Genomic DNA, 23562 nt, shown 5'->3' with positions numbered 1-23562 from the left:
CAACCTGCATTGTAGAACCAAATGGCTCAATTCCAATGATTGCGGTTTTATGCTTTGTTAATTGCTTAATAAAGGCGATGGGGTCCGGAGCGAAAGCCGTATTCCCTGTCTCTGCGCTTTGCCAAATAAATGTGCCTGGTTTACCAGATCAATCAGCCCACTCAGGTTTGTTTAAAATATGATCCTGCCAGTCGCGGACTTCCGACTCATTTACCGCAATATGGCGTACGGAGATACGCTGCGCATGCATGGCCGCTTTGGAGCCGGTACGCAGCGGGTGCCACACCGGTAACGGTTTGCCTTCTGCCAGCAAACGGTAAGCACAGCTTGGTGGCAGCCATTCAAAGGTCGGCAGATTATCACGCGTGAGTTTGATACAGTCCGGCTCAAACTCGAACCGACGTTCGTAGTTGCGGCACTGGCAACTCTTTATATTAAGCTGGCGACAGGCAACATTGGTGAAATAAATTTCGTCCGTATCTTCATCCATCAACTTATGCAGGCAGCATTGCCCGCAGCCATCGCACAGCGACTCCCACTCGGCGTCCGTCATTTGGTCGAGAGTTTTGCTTTGCCAGAAAGGAGTGTCGCTCATGATGAAGTCCGCCGTTGAAATCCAGGGTGCACCTTATAACCAGTCTGGCAGGCAGATGCAAGTTTTGCCGCCGCATCAGGGCGGCAAAAGCGCTTAAAGAACGCGCGTCGTGAGGGAAAGACCGTTAAAACTCACTTCCAGGTCGTCACCGCTCGCCAGCGGGCCGACCCCATCCGGCGTGCCGGTCAGGATAACATCCCCGGCTTTGAGGGTAAAAAAGCGGCTCATATAAGCAATCAACGGCACGATTTTGTGGATCATATCCGCCGTACTTCCCTGCTGGCGTTGCTGGCCATTCACCTTCAGCCCCAGCGTGGTGTTTTGCGGGTCGCTGTCAAACTCTGCCGCAGGAATAAACCCGGAAATGGGGCAAGAGTTATCAAAGCTTTTGGATTTTTCCCACGGCTGCCCGGCCTTTTTCAGCTTGCCCTGTAATTCGCGCAGGGTCAGATCCAGCGCCACACCATAGCCTGCAATGGCCTGGCGCACATGTTCTTCGGTCGCCTGACGCAACGTCGCGCCAATCAACACGGCCAGCTCTACTTCATGATGAACCGCACCAAAAGCCTGCGGCAGCGCCAGCGGCTGCTTGAGATCGCACAGCGCCGTCTCAGGTTTAATAAACAGCACAGGCTCGTCCGGCGTTGCGCTGCCCATCTCCTGAATATGCTTTGCGTAATTACTGCCGACGCAGACCACTTTACTTACCGGGTAATCGAGTAATGCGCCCTGCCAGTTATGATGTTGATACATGTGTTTCCTCAGAACATTAACCATGAGCGAAAAAATTGACTATCCGCGCCACCAGGCAGTTTGTCAAATGCCGGGGGAAGGTGGTATTTAAAGCAAAACGGCGGAAAAATCCGCCGTCGATAATCACCGCTTTATTGTTTGCCAATGCCTGCAAGATGCTGCTGCAATAAATTTTCCGGCGGCGGCGGCAATTGCAAATAATAACCCTGGGTGCTCAGCGCTTCCTTTACTTTATCCAAATCGGCGCCCGCCAGTTTTTTACGCCCATCGAGCGGCAGAATCATCGTAAGCTGCGGCTGACCGAAACTTTGCATTAAGGTCTCCGGTACGCGGGAGAAATCGTCTTTTTTTTCGACATACAGATAAGTTTGCTCACGACGCGTACTTCGATAGATCACACAAAACATACTTTTCCCCGGAATTAAGAGGTGGTTACTTGCCTGAATATAATCCTGACTATAACATGCCAGATAGTCGTCGGAATATTACTCCCCGTGCGGGGGATAATTGCAAAATGAGTAAGGTCAGGATGTCAAACACGCCCATCGAACTTAAAGGCAGCAGTTTTACCTTATCAGTGGTTCATTTGCATGATGCAAAACCCGAGGTTATTCGTCAGGCGCTGAAAGACAAAATCGCTCAGGCTCCCGCTTTTTTGCAGCATGCGCCGGTCGTGGTCAACGTCTCCGCGCTGGAAGGCCCGGTTCACTGGCCGCATCTGCAGCAGATTATTACCGAAACCGGTTTGCACATTGTCGGCGTCAGCGGCTGTAAAGAACGCGAACTTAAAGAAGAGATTGAGCGCGCGGGGCTGCCGATTCTGACAGAAGGTAAAGACAAAGCGCCGCGTAAGACTACACCGCCACCCCCCGCGGCACAGCCCACGAAAACACGCCTGATCGATGCGCCGGTTCGTTCCGGGCAGCGGATTTATGCACCAGATTGCGATTTGATCGTCACCAGCCATGTCAGCGCCGGTGCCGAACTGATTGCCGATGGCAATATACATGTCTATGGCATGATGCGCGGGCGCGCGCTGGCCGGGGCGAGCGGTGATAAAAACGCCCAAATTTTTTGTATGCATCTCACGCCGGAGCTGGTCTCCATTGCGGGAGAGTACTGGCTGAGCGATCAAATCCCGGCCGAATTTTTTGGCAAAGCGGCACGTCTGCTTCTCGCGGATAACGCTTTGACAGTTCAACCCTTAAATTAAGCCCTTTTAACAAGGAACTTCTATGGCACGCATTATTGTTGTTACTTCGGGTAAAGGGGGCGTTGGCAAGACCACCTCCAGCGCGGCCATCGCGACTGGTTTAGCCCAGAAGGGCAAGAAAACCGTCGTTATTGATTTTGATATCGGGCTGCGCAACCTTGATTTGATTATGGGCTGCGAGCGACGCGTGGTTTACGATTTTGTCAACGTCATCCAGGGCGATGCAACGCTCAACCAGGCGCTGATTAAAGATAAACGCACCGAAAATCTCTATATTCTCCCGGCATCGCAAACCCGTGATAAAGACGCCCTTACCCGCGAAGGCGTGGATAAGGTACTCGAAGAACTGAATAAAATGGACTTCGAGTTTATCATTTGTGATTCCCCGGCTGGCATTGAGACCGGCGCCCTGATGGCGCTCTACTTTGCTGATGAAGCCATTATCACCACTAACCCGGAAGTTTCATCCGTGCGAGATTCCGACCGCATTCTGGGGATTCTTTCATCAAAATCCCGCCGTGCGGAAAAAGGTGAAGAACCGATTAAAGAGCACCTGTTGCTGACCCGCTACAACCCAGGCCGCGTGAACCGTGGCGACATGCTGAGCATGGAGGACGTGCTGGAAATTCTGCGCATCAAACTGATTGGCGTTATTCCGGAAGATCAGTCCGTGCTGCGCGCGTCCAACCAAGGTGAACCGGTTATCCTGGATTCGGAAGCCGATGCAGGGAAAGCCTATGCCGATGCCGTGGAACGTCTGCTGGGAGAAGAACGTCCTTTCCGCTTCGTAGAAGAAGAGAAGAAAGGTTTCCTCAAACGCCTGTTCGGAGGATAAGTTATGGCATTACTCGACTTTTTTCTCTCCAGAAAAAAGACCACCGCCAGTATCGCGAAAGAGCGACTGCAAATTATTGTTGCTGAGCGTCGCCGCAGCGATACGGAACCGCACTATTTACCGCAGCTGAAGCGGGATATTCTGGAAGTCATTTGCAAGTATGTGCAAATCGATCCAGAAATGGTGTCGGTGCAACTGGAACAGAAAGGAGATGATATTTCCATTCTGGAGCTTAACGTTACCTTACCGGAAACGGAAGAAACGAAATAAGCTTTTCAAACGTTTAAGGACCTCATACTCGCATGAGGTTCTTTTTCATGCCTATTTTTTTCGCGCAGCTTCCTGCATGAAACATCTTAAATTATCTTAGCCCTTCCGGGCGTTATTCTTTTTTCTTCAATTGCTTGCCTACATCATTTTCGGCATCTGATACCCTCCGTTTAAAACCCTCTTTGACAAAGTTTAGCCACACAACTAATCATTAAATGGGTACCGCACAATAAAATGAGGATCTAATATGACCGACGACAAAGAAATATTAAATGCTGCTGGAGACGTCGAACAGGAGATGTTTTTTTTAGTTTCGGCTACACAGCTACGTAATAAAAAAGGCTCAAACCTGGTAATAACGGTAGATATTTGCACTATGATCGGCATTGATTGTGAGTCGCCAAATCAATCTACCCTTTTTGACTGCACCTAGTAAAATACATAAGGCCACGCTGTGGCCTTTTTTATTTTCACTGTTGATGATATTCTGCCCCCACCATGAGTAAACAGCCATGTATAAAAAAAATATCGATATAATAAAGAAATTCATGCCCGATATCGAGAAAGATATTTATCCGGTGCTTGGCTGTTCCATGGAAAAATTAATTAAAGAGAGCACTAAACGTCGCGTTATTCCGCAGCATATTTTAAAACGAATTGCCGCATATCCAACTAACCGTGGCGAATATTCGCTCATCGAAAAACTGACAAAATGGATTATGGACAGAGTGGATGTTTTTGCCAGTACAAAATCCTTCCCACTATTGGGCGAAAAAGCCATTCGCTCGGTAGAGCCGTATATCTATAAAACCCTTTATACCATTTGTTTTCGAACCTATACCTATGATTTCAACAAAATCAAAAACGCGTCGCCAGCAATAACCTTCGAACAATATGACCAACTATTTAACGACCCTGTTGAAGTTGAGAATTTCTTTCGCCGATACCCGGCTATCGCGGATATTATCACCCATCATCGAAATAAAATCGTCGCATTAGTTTCTGAAATTCTTATCGCTTATCATCGTGATATTAGCGCTATCAAAGACACTTTTAATCTGCGCAATAATACCATCACCCAAATCACGATGGGTATGGGCGACAGTCATAATGGGAAAACAGTCACCTTAATTCATTTAAAAGATGAAAAATTGCTATTTAAACCCTCTGCAGGTCATGTTAATACATTCTTCGCACACGTTGCGAAAAAATTTTCCGCCGCCAGCGACATCGCAATATATACGCCAAAAGTGATCCTGAGAGATACCTGGCACTGGTGCGAATTTATTCAACCTGAACCCTGTGCAAACGAGCATGATGTCGCCTCATTTTATGAAGCCATTGGCGCGCAAATTATGCTGGTCTACGCCTTAAACGGGCACGATGTGCATTACGAAAACCTGATTGCTATGGGTAAATTTCCGGTAATCATTGATCTTGAATGTCTTTTCTCGGCCATTCAACAGGAATCAAGCAACGGCCCCCTTGCCGACTCGGTGCTATCAACCAGTATGCTTCCCTCAATGCGCACTCACCCTGCCGGGCGTTATATCTCCGCAATCTCCGCGATTGATAACGAAAAATGCGCCTACCGGTATATTATTGAGGAAAACGATCGCGGTCTTGCCGTCGTCACTCGTCAGAAAGCGGCGTTTAAAACGCTCGCTAATCTGCCGGAACTTAACGGGCAGAAAGTTACCGCTGTTAAGTTTGGCGAACATATTCTGTCCGGTTTTGCTAAAGCGTGGGAATTTGTAAAAACGCACAGAGAATATCTTTTTAATTTGCTCGAAAACTACCCCTCAGGGTTAAAAGTCAGAACGCTTTATCAGGGCAGCGAAATTTATAATCGATTGCTGGCGCTGAGTTATCATCCTCGCTTCCTGCAGGATAAAGCCAGTCGCGCACTGTGTTTATTAACCGTGCTGGAAATGGACGAAAAATATGGTGTAGCCAGAAACAGCTATCAGGCATTATTGAATGGAGATATTCCCTACCACACCTCTACGCTGCGTTATCGAGGGCGTGACGAAAACACGCTTTTAAATAACCTCGCGCAGCGCCAGGACAGCCTGACGGAGGACAGTTTTCGCTTTCAGAGCAACCTTATTCGCCTGTCTATAGATTCACTCGCAGACGATAAAAAAAATGATACAGAGTCTCCTGAGACTGCTCCGTTAAGTTCCGCCGATGGGCTTGCAGCAGCAGAGAATATTTTCGCCGCGATCCTTAACACCCAGTTTCAGGGTAAATTTTTTTATTACCGCCGCGAATTGAAGCTTTTCTCTGAAATGCAAAACTCACTCTACTCCGGCACCGCCGGGCTGGCTTTTATTTCCCTGTGTTTATATATCGCAACCAAAAATAAGGACTATCTGGATAAAGCGATTACCCTGACAGATGGCACATTCACACCCGACAACGCGGAGTTTGGCGCATTCGTTGGGGAGGGTTCTTACGCCTGGATACTGGAATTTCTCTACACCCTTACCGGAGAAACACATTATTTGACCCGCGCCATTAATATCATGCAAGATAATCTCGATTGCGCCACGTCTGATAATATATTGCATGAATTTCTCAAAGGTCATGCAGGTTGCATGGTAATTGCTTTAAATCTTTTACGCCACGATCGGCATAATCCTCATTTACTGTCAGCCATTCATTCGCATCTGAACGCGATTATTGCGGGCTGTCAAAATGTCGACAATGAAAAAATAACCTGGGACAGCGGCCTGACGGGTTTTTCCCACGGTAATGCTGGCATCATTTATGCTCTCGGGCTTTATCTGGAGCAGTGCGGAATAGAAAGCAGAGAACAAATTACTGATATTATTCGCAAGGCGATTAATTACGAGAATCAATTTAAAACTGAAACAGGTTGGCAAGATTTGCGCGCCACTGACGAAGAAAAAAGTGACAGTCTGTTCTGGTGCCACGGCGCGCCGGGCATTGCCCTGTCGAGGCAGAAAGTGAAAGCGTTAGATTTGCCCTCAGTTGAGGAGGATTTGTCCCTGGCACGCAGGCTTATTAACCAACAAGAAAAAAATGGCGCGTTTTCGCTGTGCCATAGCAGGCTGGGTAATTTACTGATTGCCGATCATATTAGCGTCGGTGAATCGCGGGAGACGCTCACGCAAATGGCCGATGCACTGCTTTACTCACTCAACAGTGAAACCAGACGTCTGGATATCGCCCTGCTTAACACCGACATCAGCTTAATGACGGGTATCTGCGGCGTGCTTTATGCCTGGCTTTATGTGAACTATCCCGTGCCATTTATTCTGACGCTCGCGCCCTGCCCTGAATTGACAGATATGCCGCACTAAAACGACCCGCCCGGTAAACGATGCGCTACCGGGCGGCGCTTAGCGCGGATAATCCGCCAGCAGTGCTTTCAGGCTTTCGCCCATCAGTTCGCCGCGCCAGCCAGTGATAAGCTCCGGCAAGGTGGTTTGCGGCTTCAGTTTCCAGTGCCAGTTAAGCAACTGGTTAATCTGGCGACGGGACGCCAGCAGCTCGACGCTCACCTTGTGCGTTTCGCTAACCGTTTGCACCCGCGCCTTGATCGCTTTAAATGCCTGACGGTAGCCCGGCATATCCATCAGATTCAGTAACGGTTCTGGTAACGCCTCTTCCGGCAGCGCCTGGGCCTGAGCCACCAATGAGAGTAGCGTTTTACCATGAAAACGGATTTCGCTACCCGACAGACCAATGCTGTCCAGCTCCCCCATACTGCCCGGCATATAGCGCGCCACCGCCCACAGATGCTCTTCGCGCACCACAAAATTGACCGCCAGATCCCGCTCGCGGGCTTTGCGTAAGCGCCAGTCGGCAAGCAGTTGCAGGCAGGCAAGCTGGCGCGTGCGCAACTGCCAGGCGTTCCCTATCTCACGCCAGGCATCCTGTGGCGAGAGCACTTCCTGGCGCCGCTGCATCACCATCCGGCACTCATCCAGCGCGGCGTCCAGCCAGCCTGCCTGCTCCGTTTCCGCCAGCAGCTTGCTGGCAATCGGTAACAGATACCAGACATCCGCCGCCGCGTAATCACACTGACGTTCGGTCAAAGGGCGCGCCAGCCAGTCGGTGCGCGACTCGCTCTTATCGATAGTAAGGCCGGTGAAGGCTTCCACCATCGCCGCAAAGCCCCAGGAGAGCGGGCGGCCACAAAAAGCAGCCAGAATCTGCGTGTCGATCATCGGCTGCGGTTGTACGCCAAACGCGTTGAAAAAGACCTCCAGATCTTCGCTTCCTGCGTGGAGATATTTGGTTACCTGCATATTGGAAAGCAGATTGCGAAACGGCGTCCAGTCGGTAATGGTTAACGGATCGATCAACACGACGCGCTCACCATCATACATCTGGATAAGTCCCAGCTGCGGATAGTAAGTACGGGTGCGGACAAATTCGGTGTCCAGGGCAATGGCCGGAAACGCGCAGGCCGCTTCACAGCAGGCCGCCAGCGCATCGTTCGTCGTTATCATCTGGTAATTCAAATCATCTTCTCTTTTGTTTGCGCCCACAAAAAACGCCGGCTCTGCCGGCGTCGGGTCGACTAATGCATATGGCTCAGGCATTATTGTCCACTTTGCTGCGAGCTTCGTCACGTAATTCTCGTCGCAAAATCTTACCCACGTTCGATTTTGGCAACTCATCACGAAATTCGACCTGTTTAGGTACTTTATAGCCGGTCAGTTGACGGCGACAAAAGGTGATCAGCGCCTCTTCAGTTACCGCAGCGTCTTTTTTCACGACAAAGATTTTAACGGCTTCGCCGCTGTTTTCTGAGAGAACGCCCACGGCAGCGACTTCCCGCACCCCAGGGTGCTGCATCACCACGTCTTCGATTTCGTTTGGATAGACGTTAAAGCCTGAGACCAGAATCATATCTTTTTTGCGATCGACAATGCGTAAAAACCCTTGTTTATCCATCACCGCAATATCACCGGTATGCAGCCAGCCGTCGCGCATTATCTCATCCGTCGCATCCGGGCGCTGCCAGTAGCCCAGCATTACCTGCGGACCTTTAATGCACAGCTCCCCCGGCTCGCCGGGCGCCACTTCGTTATTATCGTCATCTACCAGTTTCGCCTCGGTGGAAGGCACCGGTAAGCCGATGCTGCCGCTGTGGTGATCGATATCGTGCGGGTTAACGCTCACCAGCGGCGCGCATTCCGTCAGCCCGTATCCCTCAAGCAGATACTGCCCGGTGAGTTTCACCCAGCGTTCCGCCACCGCCTGTTGTACCGGCATCCCACCGCCTGCGGAAAGATGCAGCGAGGAAAAATCAAGCTTGCGGAACTCGTCGTTATTCAGCAACGCATTAAAAAGCGTATTGACGCCCGTCATCGCCGTAAAAGGATATTTACCCAGCTCTTTCACAAGCCCGGGAATGTCGCGCGGGTTAGTGATGAGCAGGTTTTGCCCGCCAAGTTCAATAAACAGCAGGCAGTTCATGGTCAGGGCGAAGATGTGATAGAGCGGCAGCGCGGTGACCACCAGCTCTTTGCCGCGATGCAGCAACGGCCCGTAGGTGGCATTCACCTGCTCAAGGTTCGCCAGCATATTGCGGTGGGTCAGCATCGCGCCTTTCGCCACACCGGTCGTGCCGCCAGTATATTGCAGGAACGCTAAATCCTCTGCGACCACTTCCGGCTTCACGTACTGCATACGGTAGCCGGTTTGCAGCGCGCGGCGAAAAGAGATCGCATCCGGCAGATGGTACTTAGGCACCAGCCGTTTGACGTATTTCACGACAAAATTCACCAGCGTTCCCTTCGCCGACGATAACTGATCGCCCATGCGGGTAAGGATCACGTGCTGAACCTGGGTTCTATCGACCACCTTTTCCAGCGTGTGGGCAAAGTTGGAAACAATCACAATGGCCGCCGCGCCGCTGTCATTGAGCTGATGCTCTAATTCACGCGGGGTATATAACGGGTTAACGTTTACTACAATCATTCCGGCGCGCAAGATACCGAACAGCGCGACAGGGTATTGCAACAGGTTTGGCATCATCAGCGCAACGCGATCGCCCTTTTTCAGGCCAAGCCCTTGCTGAAGATAAGCGGCAAACGCCCGGCTACGCTCTTCGAGCTTACGAAACGTCATCACTTCGCCCATATTAATAAAAGCGGGCTGATCGGCGTAACGCGCCGCGGCATTTTCAAACAATTCAACCAGGGATTGATAACGGTCAGGGTTGATCTCCGCCGGAACATCGGCGGGATAACGGTTAAGCCAAACCTTCTTCAATGCATCACCTCTGAAATCACTATTCTTGGTCATCTCAACCCCAATCCATAAACATGCCGTTAACATTATATTAACTCAGCGTACCAGTTTATTAATTAAGCGAACTGAAGGTTGCGAAGCACGTCACTAATTATTTTTTTTATGCATAACAAAGCAAAGAAACAGCGGGCCAGCCGCTGTTTCTTTTAAATCAAATCATACGGAATTACGGAGTTACGACGGTCTCCACTCTCGCGGGGCCAGGGTTATACCAACCCCAACCACCGTAGCCGGGATACCAGGGATGCGGGCCCCAGAGCCAGGGATCTATCGGTTGCGGCGGCATGACCACTTCCTGCGTGACCTGCCAGCGTTTATAACCTGTGACCTGCATTACGAGGAAGTTGTACGGGGCGTTGCCGATTTTCCCCTCTTCCGTGCCGGTTATCGGACCGACGACGGTGACCAGCGCGTTGCGGAAATTCACCGGGTCGAGGAATCCGTTAACATCAGCATAGATGCGCCCGGTAGACGGTTCGTTCAGCCTCGGGCGGGCGCCGCTATCGAGCGGCTGCGCGGCGATTTCAAGCCGCGTCTTCCCTGGCTGATTCTGCACCTCAATCACCTTCCCGCCGAAGCGTGCTTCCTGGCCGACGTACAGCGAAGGCGCGGCCATAACGCGCACTAAATCTTCTTGCGGTGTTGGACTGGTGCCACGTATTGACGCCGGAATGGTGACACAACCACTTAATGCAACCGCTGCCAGTCCGACCAGCATCCGGCGCATTCCCCTTTGTTTATTTACCATGATGCACTCCTTTACTCAGTTGTGGTAATTACTGAGATTCATTCGCGACCCGGAAGTTTCTTCCACGCGACCTCATTTCGCAAATAAACGGGCTCAGCGTGCTCCACCGCAACCGTTTTATTGGCAGCCCACAGTTGCTGCGCGATCGGCAGCATATCTTCTGCGGCCGGCAACAGCGTCTCACCATCCGTTAACGTTACGGCGCTGCCTTTGGCCATCTCTGGCCAGGCCTGCCAGCCGGTACCGACCGTGGCCCACTCGCCTTCAAGCTGCTGTAACCGACGGGTTACGGCTTCCGGTTTTAGCACCGCTTCGCTCTCTTCGCCGTGCCAGACTCCCGCGGCATCACGCTGATATTCCGCCCAGTAAACTTCGCCCATGCGCGCGTCAATCGCCGCCAGCACGCGCGTGGCACCGGTTTTACGCCACGCCCCTTGCGCCATTGTCGCAAGCGTTGAAACGCCAATCATCGGCAGCGCTGCGCCAAGCGCCAGCCCCTGTGCAATACCGATGCCGATGCGCACGCCGGTAAAACTCCCCGGCCCGCGGCCAAAGGCGAGCGCATCCAGCCCGGTTAAAGTAAGGTCAGCGTCGCGGAGCACGTCCTGCACCAGCGGCAGAATGCGCTGGGTGTGCTCGCGGGGGCAAAGCTCGAAGTGAGCGAAGGTCGTGCCGTCATTCAGCAGGGCAACAGAACACGCTTCTGTGGCAGTATCAATAGCCAGAATTCGCATGGGTATAGCAGATCCACTTTCAACAATATGCCGCGTATCGTATCACACTTGCTGGCAAATTACTGCGCCGACGGTGCGGCAAGAAACTCGACCGCCCGGCGAATATCCCGGGTACGCGGCGTCGGCGGCAGGCTGGCAAGAAACACCGCGCCATACGGGCGCATAACCAGCCGGTTATCACAAATGACCAGCACCCCGCGATCGTCAATACCGCGGATCAGGCGGCCAACGCCCTGCTTGAGGGTAATCACCGCATCCGGTAGCTGCACGTCATCAAACGGATCGCCCCCGCGCAGGCGGCAATCCTCCATGCGCGCTTTCAGCAAAGGGTCGTCCGGCGAGGTAAAAGGAAGCTTATCGATAATCACCAGCGACAGCGCATCGCCGCGCACATCCACCCCTTCCCAGAAACTGCTGGTCGCCACCAGCAAGGCATTGCCCGCGCTGACAAACTGCTGCAACAGCTGCCCTTTGCTGGTCTCGCCCTGCAACAGCACCGGCAGGCTCATGGTGGCGCGAAACTGCTCCGCCAGCTCGCGCATCATTGCGTGTGAAGTACAGAGCATAAAGCAGCGGCCATTATTCGCCTCGATAATAGGTCGCAGCATGGCAGCCAGCTGGCGCGCCGCGCCGGGCTGGTTGGTTTGCGGCAGATTGCGCGGCACACAGAGCAGCGCCTGGCGCGCGTAGTCAAAGGGGCTTGGCAACAGCAGTGATTGCGCCTCTTCGATGCCCAGACGCGCGGTGAAATGGTGCAGATCGTCATTCACTGAAAGCGTTGCAGAGGTAAAAATCCAGCTGCCGCTCTTTTGCGCCATCACCTCTTTAAACTTGTCCGCCACCGTAAGCGGCGTCAGTGCGAGGGTGAAATGGCGCGAGGTGCATTCATACCAGTAGCTGTAACCTGGTTGATTTTCTTTTAAGCGCTTAAGCCTTGCGCGATAAAGCGTAGCGCGCTCGAAAGCGGCATCCAGCAGCGCCGAGCGGCCCAGCGAAAGTTTTGCCACGTCGTAACATAGCTCCAGCGCATCATCAAGCAACAGCAGCGCGCGCTGGATATGCGCATTGGCCAGCAGCTCGCGTAAATTGCCGCGATACCCCGGCTCGCCGAGCTGCAGGCGAAAATCCTGGGCGCTTTGCGCCAGCCTGTCGGCGCATTTCTGTAACTGCGCGGTGTCTTTAAGCTCGGTGCGGTAAGCGATGGTGAAATCCTTCGCCAGATCCTGCAACTGGCGACTGGAAAGCGACTGGCCGAAATACTGGCTGGCGATGTCCGGCAGCTGGTGCGCTTCGTCAAAAATCATCACTTGCGCCTCAGGGATAAGCTCACCAAAACCGCTCTCTTTTACCACCATGTCGGCAAGAAACAGATGATGGTTGACCACCACCACGTCCGCATCCATCGCTTTTTTACGCGCCTTCACCACAAAACAGTCTTTATACATCGGGCAATCGCTGCCCAGGCAGTTGTCATTGGTGCTGGTGACCAGCGGCCAGACCGGAGCGTCTTCCGCAACGCTCACGCAGGTGCTGATGTCGCCGTCCGTCGTCTGGTTTGACCAGGAGCGCAGCAGGATAACATCGCTGAGAGTTTGTACCGGCAAATCGCCACCCGCCAGCGCTTGTTGCTCCAGGCGTTCAATGCAGAGGTAGTTTGAGCGCCCTTTTAAAAGTGCGGTGCGCCCGGTAAATTCCAGCGCTTTCGCCACCGTCGGCAAATCGCGGCTGTAGAGCTGATCCTGAAGCGCCTTCGAGCCGGTCGAGATAATCACTTTTTTACCGGCGCGCAGTGTGGGGGCAAGGTAAGCGTAAGTTTTACCGGTTCCGGTTCCCGCCTCAACCACCAGCGGCTGCGTCTTATTGATGGCCTCGGTGACGGCGTGCGCCATCTGGCGCTGTGGTTCACGCGGTTTGAAACCCGGTATCGCTTTGGCCAGCTGGCCATCTGTTGCAAAATCGTCCGTCACACTACCCCCTGGTTAAATCGCCAGTGATTATGTCAGGGTGTGCGGATTTACGCCAGTCGGGTTTCTGTGGCACTCTTTGGCGCGTGTTGCCGCTTTGCTGGCTGCTTTTTTGAAGTGATATTAAAAAGAAGGAACCGAGTATGACTATTAAACGTATCGATGCGGCGGACCGCTGGTCAGATGTGGTTATTCATAACCATACACTGTATTACACCGGCGTGCCGGAAAACCTGGACGCCGGTGCGTTCGAGCAGACCGCCAATACGCTGGCGCAAATTGATGCGATGCTGGCGCGCGTCGGGAGCGATAAAACCCGCATCCTCGACGCGACGCTTTTCCTCGCCGACAGCGCTGATCTTGCTGAAATGAACAAAGCCTGGGACGCCTGGGTCGTCGCCGGGCATGCGCCAGTACGTTGCACCGTACAGGCGAAGCTGATGAACCCGCACTATAAAGTCGAGATCAAAATCATCGCCGCGGTGTAATTACTCGTCTTCATCCTCAAAGCGCGCCACAATCCGCTCACCGGTGTGACTGGCGCGCAGCTCCTCGGCCACCTGCGCAATCGCCTGCCCGCTGCTCATGCCGCCGGCCATTAACTCCTGGATGCGCTCAACTGCCTTTTGCTGCTGCTCATGACTCAGGGAAGGTAAACCTGCAAACATTGTCGACTCCTGCTAAATTGTTCACGCTAATTATTCCATGCGCCCGTGATATACACCAGCGGCGCGCACATGAGTCAGGATCAATGAAGACCAATTCCCCCGCCGTTATCTCTTTGCCGTGGCGTCAGGACGCCGCCGAACACTATTTTGCCCCGTTAAGCCATAACCCCTGGGCGATGTTACTGCACTCAGGCAACGCGCAGCATGTGCATAATCGCTTCGATATACTCGTCGCCGATCCGCGCATCACCCTCACCACGCGTGGTGATATCACCATGTTTAGCACCGGCGAGACCCGCCGGGATTGCCCGTTGCAGCTATTACAACATGCGCTTGAAAGCTGCGCGATGGCGTGTGAGCCATCAGACGATCTGCCTTTCCAGGGCGGCGCGGTGGGCCTTTTTGGTTACGACTTAGGTCGTCGCTTTGAAACGCTGCCTGAGCACGCACAGGCCGATATCGCTCTGCCGGATATGGCGGTGGGTATTTATGACTGGGCGCTGGTGGTGGACCATCAGTTGCAAAAAGTCACCCTGTTAAGCCACGCGGATGTTACGGCTCGCCTGGCCTGGCTTGAGGCGCAAGTTTCGCCGCCCCGTGAAGCGTTTCGCTTAACGACGCCCTGGCAGGCCAATATGAGTCGCGCCGGGTACGGCGAGAAATTTCAGCGCGTGCAGGCTTATTTACACAGCGGTGATTGCTATCAGGTCAATCTGGCGCAGCGTTTCCAGGCACATTATCAGGGCGATGAATGGCTGGCCTTTACCCGCCTGAACGCCGAAAACCGCGCTCCGTTCAGCGCGTTTTTACGCCTGCCCGACGGCGCGGTGTTGAGTCTCTCGCCGGAGCGCTTTATTCGCCTGGCGAAAGGCGCCATTGAAACGCGCCCGATCAAAGGTACGCTGCCGCGCCTCGCCGACCCGGTGGCGGATGCTGCCCAGGCGCAAAAGCTGGCTGCCTCGGCAAAAGACAGGGCAGAGAATTTAATGATTGTGGATTTGATGCGTAACGACATTGGCCGCGTGGCGACGCCGGGGTCGGTGCGCGTACCGGAGCTGTTTGTTGTTGAACCTTTCCCGGCAGTGCATCATCTGGTCAGTACCGTCACCGCAACCTTACCAGCCGATCGCCATGCCTGCGCGCTGCTGCGGGCTGCATTTCCTGGTGGTTCGATTACCGGCGCGCCGAAAGTACGGGCGATGGAGATTATCGATGAGCTGGAGCCACAGCGGCGTAACGCCTGGTGCGGCAGCATTGGCTATATCAGTTTCTGCGGCAATATGGATACCAGCATTACCATTCGCACCCTGATTGCCTGCGAGGGGCAGATTTATTGCTCTGCAGGCGGCGGAATAGTCGCTGATAGCCAGCAAGAAGCGGAATATCAGGAAACTTTTGATAAAGTTAATCGTATTCTGCGGCAACTGGAGAGTTCGTTTTGACACAACCTGCCTTAACCCTGGATGACTTTTTATCGCACTTTCAACTGCTGCGCCCCGAGCATCGCCCTGCCGCCCTTCAGGCGCGTCAGGCAGCAGTGCTGGTCCCGGTGGTTCGTCGCCCCGAGCCGGGCCTGCTGCTTACCCAGCGCTCCCCTTTGCTGCGTAAGCACCCAGGCCAGGTAGCGTTTCCCGGCGGTGCCGTGGATAAGAGCGATACATCGTTGATTGCGGCGGCGCTGCGTGAAGCGCACGAAGAGGTGGCTATTCCGCCCGAGGTGGTTGAGGTGATTGGCGTGCTGCCGCCGGTGGATAGCGTGACCGGGTTTCAGGTGACGCCGGTGGTCGGCATTATTCCGCCGGATTTGCCGTACCATGCCAGCGAAGATGAAGTGGCGGCGGTGTTTGAAATGCCGCTCGCCGAGGCGCTACGGCTCGGTCGCTATCACCCGCTGGATATCCATCGCCAGGGGAATGCGCATCGCGTGTGGTTATCCTGGTATCAGCATTATTTTGTCTGGGGCATGACGGCGGGCATTATCCGCTCGCTGGCGCTGCAAATTGGCCGCAAGCCCTAAGCCGCCAGGCTTTGGCAGCGGCTTTCAGCTCAGCGCTTTGATTTAGCGTTATACTTCTTACAGGCCACTTTTTGACTGCGCGCACGCTATTAGTTTAATCAGGGGGAATCATTAGTTTAATTCATGTGAATAGTTAAGCTGATAACGGCCTTCCCTCTTACACTATGCGCAGTTATTACATCGTTACCGGAAACCCGGTAACCCTGTCAGGAGTGTAAATGTGATTAGTATATTCGACATGTTTAAGGTGGGGATTGGTCCCTCGTCCTCCCATACTGTAGGCCCGATGAAGGCCGGTAAGCAGTTCGTCGATGACCTGGTCGAGAAAGGATTACTGGAAAGCGTTACCCGTGTTGTCGTGGACGTATACGGTTCACTCTCCCTCACCGGTAAAGGCCACCATACCGATATCGCTATTATTATGGGCCTTGCGGGTAACGAACCGGCAACGGTCGATATTGATGCCATCCCGGCATTTATTCGCGACGTGGAAACCCGCGGTCGCCTGCTGCTGGCGCAGGGTCGCCAGGAAGTGGACTTCCCCAAAGAAGACGGCATGCGTTTTCATAGCGATAATTTGTCGCTGCATGAAAACGGCATGCGCATTACGGCTCTGAGCGGCGAGCGCGTGGTCTACAGCAAAACGTATTACTCTATCGGCGGCGGTTTTATTGTCGACGAAGAACATTTCGGCCAGGATGCGACGTCGTCCGTAAACGTACCCTGGGCGTTTAATTCCGCCACCCAGCTGCTGGAATATTGCAAAGAGACCGGCCTTTCCGTCTCAGGCCTGGTGATGCAGAACGAACTGGCGCTGCACTCAAAGCAAGAGATTGAAGACTATTTCGCTCATGTATGGGCCACCATGCGTGCCTGCATCGATCGCGGAATGAATACCGAAGGCGTGCTGCCCGGCCCGCTGCGGGTGCCGCGCCGTGCTTCTGCTCTGCGCCGTTTGCTGGTCTCCAGCGATAAGTTATCCAGCGACCCGATGAATGTCGTGGACTGGGTAAATATGTTCGCGCTGGCCGTCAACGAAGAGAACGCCGCCGGTGGTCGCGTCGTGACCGCGCCGACCAACGGTGCCTGCGGTATCGTCCCGGCGGTACTGGCCTATTACGATCACTTTATTGAACCGGTAACGCCGGATATCTATATCCGTTACTTCCTCGCCGCCGGTGCGATTGGCGCGCTGTATAAAATGAACGCGTCCATTTCCGGTGCCGAAGTCGGTTGCCAGGGCGAAGTGGGTGTGGCCTGCTCGATGGCGGCGGCAGGTCTTGCCGAGTTGCTTGGCGCCAGCCCGGAGCAGGTTTGCGTCGCGGCAGAAATTGGTATGGAGCACAATCTTGGGCTGACCTGCGATCCGGTGGCCGGTCAGGTACAGGTACCGTGCATTGAGCGTAACGCGATTGCATCAGTAAAAGCGATTAATGCCTCGCGCATGGCGATGCGCCGTACCAGCGCGCCGCGCGTCTCGCTCGATAAAGTTATCGAGACGATGTATGAGACCGGTAAAGATATGAACGCCAAATACCGCGAAACCTCGCGAGGCGGGCTGGCCATCAAGGTGCAGTGCGACTGATATCCCCTCACGCGCCGTTCAATCGAACGGCGTTTTTTTTTGCCTGCAAATCTTCTGCAGGTTAAATTCCAGGCAATTTTCTCGTGATTTATCTGATTCACCACTACACTTGCTGTGTGTTGGCATACAACGCGCCAGGGAGAAGGCACATATGCAGACAGCGCAACGATCTCTCGTCCACTTTCCGCCTGGTTCCAGTTTCTTTCGCGATGGTACTTTGCACAGCGCGGCGGCAAAGCAGTGTGTCAATGAAACGTGGCCGGCTATGCGCCAGCCACGTCAGGTGGGATGAGGATCACTCCTCTTCGTCGTGAGCCGGTTGCTCTTTAATAATACGAACTAAATCGACACGGTAGTCGTTCGCTTCCAGCACGGTAATATGCAGCGGAGCCAGCTCAAGCATTTCACCCGGCTGTGGGATCTGACCTTTTGCAGAGATAACCAGACCCGCGACGGTGGCAATATCTTCGTCATCATTGACCAGGCTATCAAGGCCCAGCGTGTGCTGCAGGGCGTGCAGATCCGTGGTGCCTTTTACCAGCCAGCCGTCGCCATCCGACACAATTTCCGGCGTTTCGTCGGCATCCGGGAACTCACCGGCGATGGCTTCCAGCACGTCCAGCGGCGTAACCAGCCCCTGAACCACACCAAACTCGTTGGTAACGATAACAAAGCTGCCGCGCGCACGACGCAACACCGCCAGCAGTTTTATCGGGTCAAGCGTTTCCGGCACGACGATCGCCGGAGACTGCGCTGCAATCGCCGCGACATCGCCCCCCTCTTCCAGCGCCACCAGCATCTCTTTGGCGCGCACGATACCGATGACTTCATCCAGCTCACCACGGCACACCGGGAACAGGCTGTGCGGCGAAGAGAGCAGCTGTTGGCGAATTTTATCCACGCTCAGGCTTGCATCCACCCAGCTGATATCACCGCGCGGTGTCATAATGCTGCGCAGGGAACGTGAGGCCAGCGTCAGCACGCCGTTAATCATATAGCGCTCTTCTTCAGCAAACGCGCCTTCCGGTACCGGCACCGAGGACTGGCTGTCGGATTCAATTTGCGGGTTGCTGTTCTGGCGACGCCCGCCCATCAGGCGCAGAATCGCATCCGCAGTCCGTGCGCGCAGCGGCAGCGACGACTGGTTACGAATAAAGTTGCGTCGCGCCACCTGGTTAAAGAATTCAATGATGATGGAGAAACCGATCGCCGCGTACAGGTAGCCTTTCGGAATATGGAAACCGAAACCTTCGGCAACCAGGCTCAGACCAATCATCAGCAGGAAGCTCAGGCACAGCACCACCACCGTCGGATGCTGGTTGACAAAGCGCGTCAGCGGTTTCGAGGCCAGCAGCATCACCGCCATTGCGATAACCACCGCGGCCATCATCACCGGCAGGTGGTTTACCATACCGACCGCGGTTATCACCGCATCAAGCGAGAAGACGGCGTCCAGCACCACGATTTGCGTCACCACGACCCAGAAGCTGGCGTAGCCTTTCCCGTGACCGCCATCGTGCGCGCGGTTTTCCAGCCGTTCGTGCAGTTCGGTCGTCGCCTTGAAGAGCAGGAAGATACCCCCAAAGAGCATTATCAAATCACGCCCTGAGAAGGTGAACTGCCAGAGGGAAAACAGCGGCTGTGTCAGCGTCACCATCCACGAAATCAGCGACAGCAAACCAAGGCGCATCACCAGCGCCAGCGACAGACCAATCAGGCGCGCTTTATCACGCTGTTTCGGCGGCAGTTTGTCGGCGAGGATTGCGATAAACACCAGGTTATCAATACCCAGCACAATTTCCAGAACGACCAGCGTCAACAATCCGGCCCAGATAGAGGGATCCATTAAGAATTCCATGACAGGCTCCTGAAAGCATGACTAAACGATGCGCGATAACGCACAGACGTATTGAGAAAGAATGAAGAGGTAACGGGAAAATGTGTGGCGCGAGATGGCCATAAAGTGAACTGACGTCGGTGACGGTCCATACAGCGGGCTGTAGCCCTATACTCCTGAATAATTAAACGGAGGGTAAACATAACAGAGACACTTTGTGTTTGGCAAAGATTTACCTGAATTTGCAATCAGTGGAGATATTTTGCGCAACAAAATTTCTCCTGAAGGAAAGATAAATTACGGAACTTCATCACATAAATTATTTTTTCACTCTCTAAAATAATTCAGGCGAGTTATGGGTGTTCTCTTGAACCTTTATCTGAATCGATTCCGTATATCGATGAAGATTCACAATACATCATTTGCTGATGTGTTTACGACAAGAAGAAGGAGGTAGCAATGTCAATTGCTATTGTTTTAGGCACACATGGTTGGGCTGCTGAGCAGCTACTCAAAACCGCCGAGATGCTGCTGGGCGAGCAGGAAAACGTCGGTTGGATTGATTTCGTTCCCGGTGAAAACGCGGAAACGTTAATCGAAAAATACACGGCACAACTGGAGAAACTGGATACCAGTAAGGGCGTGCTGTTTCTCGTTGATACATGGGGCGGCAGTCCGTTTAACGCTGCCAGCCGCATTGTCGTCGATAAAGAGCATTATGAAGTGATAGCTGGCGTCAATATCCCGATGCTGGTCGAAACACTGATGGCCAGGGATGACGATCCTTCCTTCGATGAGTTGGTGGCACTGGCTGTTGAAACCGGGCGCGAAGGGGTGAAAGCATTAAAAGCCCAACCGGCTGAAAAACCGGCACCGGCACCAGCAGCGGCAGCTACGCCAAAAGCCGCTGCACCGGCGAAACCAATGGGGCCGAAAGACTACATGGTGATTGGCCTTGCGCGTATCGATGACCGTCTTATCCACGGCCAGGTTGCGACCCGCTGGACCAAAGAGACCAACGTCACGCGCATCATTGTGGTCAGCGACGAAGTGGCTGCTGATACCGTGCGTAAAACCCTGCTGACTCAGGTCGCACCGCCGGGCGTGACGGCGCATGTGGTTGACGTGGAGAAAATGATCCGCGTGTATAACAACCCGAAATACGCCGGTGAACGCGTGATGCTGCTGTTTACTAACCCGACCGATGTGCTGCGTCTGGTTGAGGGGGGCGTGAAAATCACCTCCGTCAACGTTGGTGGTATGGCGTTCCGTCAGGGCAAAACTCAGGTTAACAATGCGGTTTCGGTGGATGAGAAAGATATCGAAGCGTTCAAAAAGCTCAACGAACGCGGTATCGAGCTGGAAGTTCGCAAAGTGTCCAACGACCCGAAACTGAAAATGATGGATTTGATCAGCAAAGTGGCGAAGTAATCGCGGCTCTCTGATTGACTCAGTTTTCACACTTACGTCTGATTTAGCTATAGGAGAAGTACAATGGAGATTACCACTCTTCAGATTGTGCTGGTGTTTATCGTTGCGTGTATCGCCGGTATGGGGTCGATACTTGACGAGTTCCAGTTCCACCGGCCACTGGTAGCGTGTACGTTAATCGGTATCGTGCTGGGTGATATGAAAACCGGCATTATCATCGGTGGTACGCTGGAAATGATCGCGCTGGGCTGGATGAATATCGGTGCAGCGGTCGCACCGGATGCCGCACTGGCGTCGATTATTTCAACCATTCTGGTTATCGGCGGCCATCAGAGCGTTGGTGCGGGTATCGCGTTGGCTATTCCGCTCGCGGCCGCAGGTCAGGTACTGACAATTATCGTGCGTACCATTACGGTTGCCTTCCAGCACGCGGCGGATAAAGCGGCTGAAAAAGGCAATCTGACGGCGATTTCCTGGATCCACGTCTCTTCCCTGTTCCTGCAAGCAATGCGTATCGCTATCCCGGCGGTTATCGTGGCAATCTCTGTCGGTACCAGTGAAGTACAGACCATGCTGAACGCTATCCCTGAGGTGGTGACCAGCGGCCTGAACATCGCCGGTGGCATGATTGTGGTCGTCGGTTATGCGATGGTCATCAACATGATGCGTGCAGGCTACCTGATGCCTTTCTTCTATCTCGGCTTCGTGACCGCGGCATTCACCAACTTCAACCTGGTGGCCCTGGGTGTCATTGGTGCAGTGATGGCCATTCTCTATATTCAGCTCAGCCCGAAATATAACCGTTCAGCAGGCGGCCCTGCTCAGGCGGCGGGTTCTAATGATCTCGATAACGAACTGGATTAACAGGTGAACGACATGGTTGATATGACTAAAGCAACGACTGAGAAAAAGCTTACTCAGAGCGACATTCGGGGTGTGTTCCTGCGTTCTAACCTGTTCCAGGGGTCATGGAACTTTGAACGTATGCAGGCGCTGGGCTTCTGTTTCTCCATGGTACCGGCCATCCGCCGTCTCTACCCGGAAAACAACGAAGCACGCCGCCAGGCAATTAAACGCCATCTGGAGTTTTTCAACACCCATCCGTATGTTGCCGCGCCGGTACTTGGCGTAACGCTGGCAATGGAAGAGCAGCGCGCGAATGGCGCTGATATCGACGACGGGGCGATTAACGGTATCAAAGTGGGTCTGATGGGACCGCTGGCCGGTGTGGGCGACCCGATTTTCTGGGGGACTGTGCGCCCGGTATTTGCGGCGCTCGGTGCCGGGATCGCGATGAGCGGAAGCCTGCTTGGACCGCTGCTGTTTTTTGTCCTGTTTAATATTGTGCGCCTGGCAACCCGCTATTATGGGGTGGCCTACGGTTATCGTAAGGGTGTGGATATTGTTCAGGATATGGGCGGCGGCTTCCTGCAAAAACTGACAGAGGGGGCATCCATTCTTGGCCTCTTTGTCATGGGGGCGCTGGTCAATAAGTGGACGCACGTGAATATACCGATGGTGGTGTCGGAAATTACCGACCAGACCGGTAAAGTTCAGGTGACGACGGTGCAGACCATTCTTGATCAGTTAATGCCAGGCCTGGTTCCGCTGCTGCTGACCTTTGGCTGTATGTGGCTGCTGCGCCGTAAAGTAAACCCGCTGTGGATTATCATCGGGTTCTTCTTTATCGGTATCGCGGGCTACGCGGTCGGCTTCCTCGGCTTGTAATTCGTTCTGTCTCAACCGGGGGCCTTTGCTCCCGGTTTTTTATTTTAAGGAGGAAGAATGACCCTTACGGACATGGTACTGGTACTGTTTATTGCCGCCCTTCTCGCTTTTGCCATCTATGATGAGTTCATTATGCCCAAACGCCACGGCAAGACGCTGCTCAGCGTTCCTCTGTTGCGCCGCAGCCGTGTTGACGGGGCGATTTTTGTCGGTCTGCTGGTAATTCTTATTTATAACAATGCCTCTTACGGCGGCTCACCTTTAACGTTGTGGTTATTATCGGCTCTGGTCCTGCTCGGCATTTATCTGTTCTGGGTACGCGCGCCGAAAATCATCTTTAAATCTCAGGGCTTTTTCTTCGCCAATGTCTGGATAAAATATTCCCGCATTAAAGAAATGAATTTATCCGAGGACGGCGTACTGGTCATGCAATTAGAGCAGCGGCGCCTGCTCGTCCGTGTGCGAAATATCGACGACCTTGAAAAAATATATAAAGTTATGGTTAAAACTCAATAAGTTGCGATATAGCACTGTCTATATTTTTCTGCGCAAATAATAAGCACATATATAGCCATGGCTATATTCCCGGCGAAAATGTGCTTATATTTATTAACGTAATTATCACCAATAAATCTAAATGCAAATCGTTATCACCAATTCACTAAAATAATATTCCCCGATTGTTGTTTTATATTCATGATATATGTTAATGTGCGTCCGTCGTTGGGGAGTAGCCGATTTCCACAGGCTGGAAATGTACGTGTCAACATACTCGTTGCAAAACGTGGCGCGTACGGACTGAATCGTTCAGTCAGGCGAGACCATTGACACACCTGCTGCTGTTTACTGGGGGCAGAGGTGTGTTATATGGAACCCCCGGTCAGGACGCA

23 protein-coding genes and 1 riboswitch are annotated in these 23562 nt (G+C 53.3%); of the genes, 13 read left to right on the top strand and 10 right to left on the bottom strand.

All coding sequences use genetic code 11. The annotated features are described in order from the left end of the window. Positions 1 to 148: 148 nt before the first annotated feature. From ACTU3N_RS17375 to ACTU3N_RS17365, 3 genes are all read right to left on the bottom strand, one after another. Positions 149 to 595, bottom strand: a complete 447-nt coding sequence (locus ACTU3N_RS17375) for a YcgN family cysteine cluster protein (RefSeq protein WP_443087375.1) — start codon at positions 593 to 595, stop codon at positions 149 to 151. A 93-nt stretch (positions 596 to 688) separates the two neighbouring features. Then, the gene (locus tag ACTU3N_RS17370; RefSeq protein WP_443087374.1) at positions 689 to 1348 is read right to left on the bottom strand and encodes a fumarylacetoacetate hydrolase family protein; all 660 of its coding nucleotides are present in this window, start codon (positions 1346 to 1348) and stop codon (positions 689 to 691) included. Between the two features lie 131 nt (positions 1349 to 1479). Further along, entirely contained in the window at positions 1480 to 1755 is a 276-nt protein-coding gene (locus ACTU3N_RS17365; protein ID WP_443087373.1) for a YcgL domain-containing protein, read from the bottom strand. Positions 1756 to 1862: 107 nt separating this feature from the next. Between ACTU3N_RS17365 and minC the strand changes: the two genes are divergently transcribed. From minC to lanM, 5 genes are all read left to right on the top strand, one after another. Next, positions 1863 to 2561 (top strand): septum site-determining protein MinC, encoded by a 699-nt coding sequence (minC, locus tag ACTU3N_RS17360; protein ID WP_443087372.1) that lies wholly within the window; start codon positions 1863 to 1865, stop codon positions 2559 to 2561. Between the two features lie 22 nt (positions 2562 to 2583). Further along, the gene (minD, locus tag ACTU3N_RS17355) at positions 2584 to 3396 is read left to right on the top strand and encodes a septum site-determining protein MinD (protein WP_443087371.1); all 813 of its coding nucleotides are present in this window, start codon (positions 2584 to 2586) and stop codon (positions 3394 to 3396) included. Positions 3397 to 3399: 3 nt separating this feature from the next. Next, positions 3400 to 3666 carry a cell division topological specificity factor MinE gene (gene minE / locus ACTU3N_RS17350; RefSeq protein WP_443087370.1) on the top strand — a complete coding sequence of 89 codons (267 nt, stop codon included), beginning with the start codon at positions 3400 to 3402 and terminating at the stop codon, positions 3664 to 3666. Between the two features lie 247 nt (positions 3667 to 3913). After that, entirely contained in the window at positions 3914 to 4099 is a 186-nt protein-coding gene (locus ACTU3N_RS17345) for a hypothetical protein (RefSeq protein ID WP_443087369.1), read from the top strand. Between the two features lie 115 nt (positions 4100 to 4214). Continuing rightward, positions 4215 to 6995 carry a type 2 lanthipeptide synthetase LanM gene (gene lanM, locus ACTU3N_RS17340; RefSeq protein WP_443087368.1) on the top strand — a complete coding sequence of 927 codons (2781 nt, stop codon included), beginning with the start codon at positions 4215 to 4217 and terminating at the stop codon, positions 6993 to 6995. 39 nt (positions 6996 to 7034) lie between these two features. Here lanM and rnd read toward each other — a convergent pair whose 3' ends face one another. The 5 genes from rnd to ACTU3N_RS17315 all read right to left on the bottom strand — a co-directional run bounded on the left by rnd (position 7035) and on the right by ACTU3N_RS17315 (position 13409). Then, positions 7035 to 8243 (bottom strand): ribonuclease D, encoded by a 1209-nt coding sequence (rnd, locus tag ACTU3N_RS17335; protein ID WP_443087367.1) that lies wholly within the window; start codon positions 8241 to 8243, stop codon positions 7035 to 7037. Next, positions 8236 to 9921 carry a long-chain-fatty-acid--CoA ligase FadD gene (fadD, locus tag ACTU3N_RS17330; protein ID WP_443087366.1) on the bottom strand — a complete coding sequence of 562 codons (1686 nt, stop codon included), beginning with the start codon at positions 9919 to 9921 and terminating at the stop codon, positions 8236 to 8238. The genes rnd and fadD overlap by 8 nt, the downstream gene beginning before the upstream one ends. Before the next feature lie 205 nt (positions 9922 to 10126). Then, positions 10127 to 10708: a Slp/YeaY family lipoprotein gene (locus ACTU3N_RS17325; RefSeq protein ID WP_443087365.1), complete on the bottom strand. Its 582-nt coding sequence runs from the start codon at positions 10706 to 10708 to the stop codon at positions 10127 to 10129. A 38-nt stretch (positions 10709 to 10746) separates the two neighbouring features. After that, positions 10747 to 11442, bottom strand: a complete 696-nt coding sequence (tsaB, locus tag ACTU3N_RS17320) for a tRNA (adenosine(37)-N6)-threonylcarbamoyltransferase complex dimerization subunit type 1 TsaB (RefSeq protein ID WP_443087364.1) — start codon at positions 11440 to 11442, stop codon at positions 10747 to 10749. 59 nt (positions 11443 to 11501) lie between these two features. Further along, entirely contained in the window at positions 11502 to 13409 is a 1908-nt protein-coding gene (locus tag ACTU3N_RS17315; RefSeq protein ID WP_443087363.1) for an ATP-dependent DNA helicase, read from the bottom strand. A 140-nt stretch (positions 13410 to 13549) separates the two neighbouring features. On the opposite strand from ACTU3N_RS17315, the gene ACTU3N_RS17310 reads away from it, so the two are divergent. Next, positions 13550 to 13894: a RidA family protein gene (locus ACTU3N_RS17310; protein WP_443087362.1), complete on the top strand. Its 345-nt coding sequence runs from the start codon at positions 13550 to 13552 to the stop codon at positions 13892 to 13894. Here the strand turns inward: ACTU3N_RS17310 and ACTU3N_RS17305 are convergent, their stop codons facing one another. Further along, positions 13895 to 14074 (bottom strand): YoaH family protein, encoded by a 180-nt coding sequence (locus ACTU3N_RS17305; protein WP_443087361.1) that lies wholly within the window; start codon positions 14072 to 14074, stop codon positions 13895 to 13897. It lies immediately after the preceding gene. An 83-nt stretch (positions 14075 to 14157) separates the two neighbouring features. Here ACTU3N_RS17305 and pabB point away from each other — a divergent pair, with 83 nt between their 5' ends. The 3 genes from pabB (at position 14158) to sdaA (ending at position 17676) form a co-directional block, all read left to right on the top strand. Next, a complete protein-coding gene (pabB, locus tag ACTU3N_RS17300; protein ID WP_443087360.1) occupies positions 14158 to 15516 on the top strand; it encodes an aminodeoxychorismate synthase component 1 in 1359 nt (452 codons plus the stop codon). Then, the gene (locus tag ACTU3N_RS17295; protein WP_443087359.1) at positions 15513 to 16091 is read left to right on the top strand and encodes a CoA pyrophosphatase; all 579 of its coding nucleotides are present in this window, start codon (positions 15513 to 15515) and stop codon (positions 16089 to 16091) included. The genes pabB and ACTU3N_RS17295 overlap by 4 nt, the downstream gene beginning before the upstream one ends. Before the next feature lie 220 nt (positions 16092 to 16311). Then, a complete protein-coding gene (gene sdaA, locus ACTU3N_RS17290) occupies positions 16312 to 17676 on the top strand; it encodes an L-serine ammonia-lyase (RefSeq protein WP_443087358.1) in 1365 nt (454 codons plus the stop codon). A gap of 295 nt (positions 17677 to 17971) precedes the next feature. On the opposite strand, the gene yoaE is transcribed toward sdaA, so the two are convergent. After that, complete coding sequence (gene yoaE / locus ACTU3N_RS17285) at positions 17972 to 19534, bottom strand: CNNM family cation transport protein YoaE (RefSeq protein WP_443087357.1); 1563 nt, start codon at positions 19532 to 19534, stop codon at positions 17972 to 17974. Positions 19535 to 19972: 438 nt separating this feature from the next. On the opposite strand from yoaE, the gene manX reads away from it, so the two are divergent. The 4 genes from manX (at position 19973) to ACTU3N_RS17265 (ending at position 23188) form a co-directional block, all read left to right on the top strand. Beyond that, on the top strand, positions 19973 to 20944 hold the full coding sequence (gene manX, locus ACTU3N_RS17280; RefSeq protein WP_443087356.1) for a PTS mannose transporter subunit IIAB: 972 nt from the start codon (positions 19973 to 19975) through the stop codon (positions 20942 to 20944). Between the two features lie 63 nt (positions 20945 to 21007). Next, on the top strand, positions 21008 to 21808 hold the full coding sequence (gene manY, locus ACTU3N_RS17275; RefSeq protein WP_443087355.1) for a PTS mannose transporter subunit IIC: 801 nt from the start codon (positions 21008 to 21010) through the stop codon (positions 21806 to 21808). Between the two features lie 12 nt (positions 21809 to 21820). Then, the gene (locus ACTU3N_RS17270; protein ID WP_443087354.1) at positions 21821 to 22672 is read left to right on the top strand and encodes a PTS mannose transporter subunit IID; all 852 of its coding nucleotides are present in this window, start codon (positions 21821 to 21823) and stop codon (positions 22670 to 22672) included. Positions 22673 to 22729: 57 nt separating this feature from the next. Next, on the top strand, positions 22730 to 23188 hold the full coding sequence (locus tag ACTU3N_RS17265) for a DUF986 family protein (protein ID WP_443087353.1): 459 nt from the start codon (positions 22730 to 22732) through the stop codon (positions 23186 to 23188). Positions 23189 to 23385: 197 nt separating this feature from the next. Then, positions 23386 to 23559: riboswitch (yybP-ykoY riboswitch) on the top strand. Positions 23560 to 23562 lie beyond the last annotated feature (3 nt).

The sequence above is a fragment of the Vagococcus sp. WN89Y genome (genome assembly GCF_052220145.1).
Classification (GTDB): Bacteria; Pseudomonadota; Gammaproteobacteria; order Enterobacterales; family Enterobacteriaceae; genus Kosakonia.
This window is presented reverse-complemented; position numbering and strand designations above follow the sequence as displayed.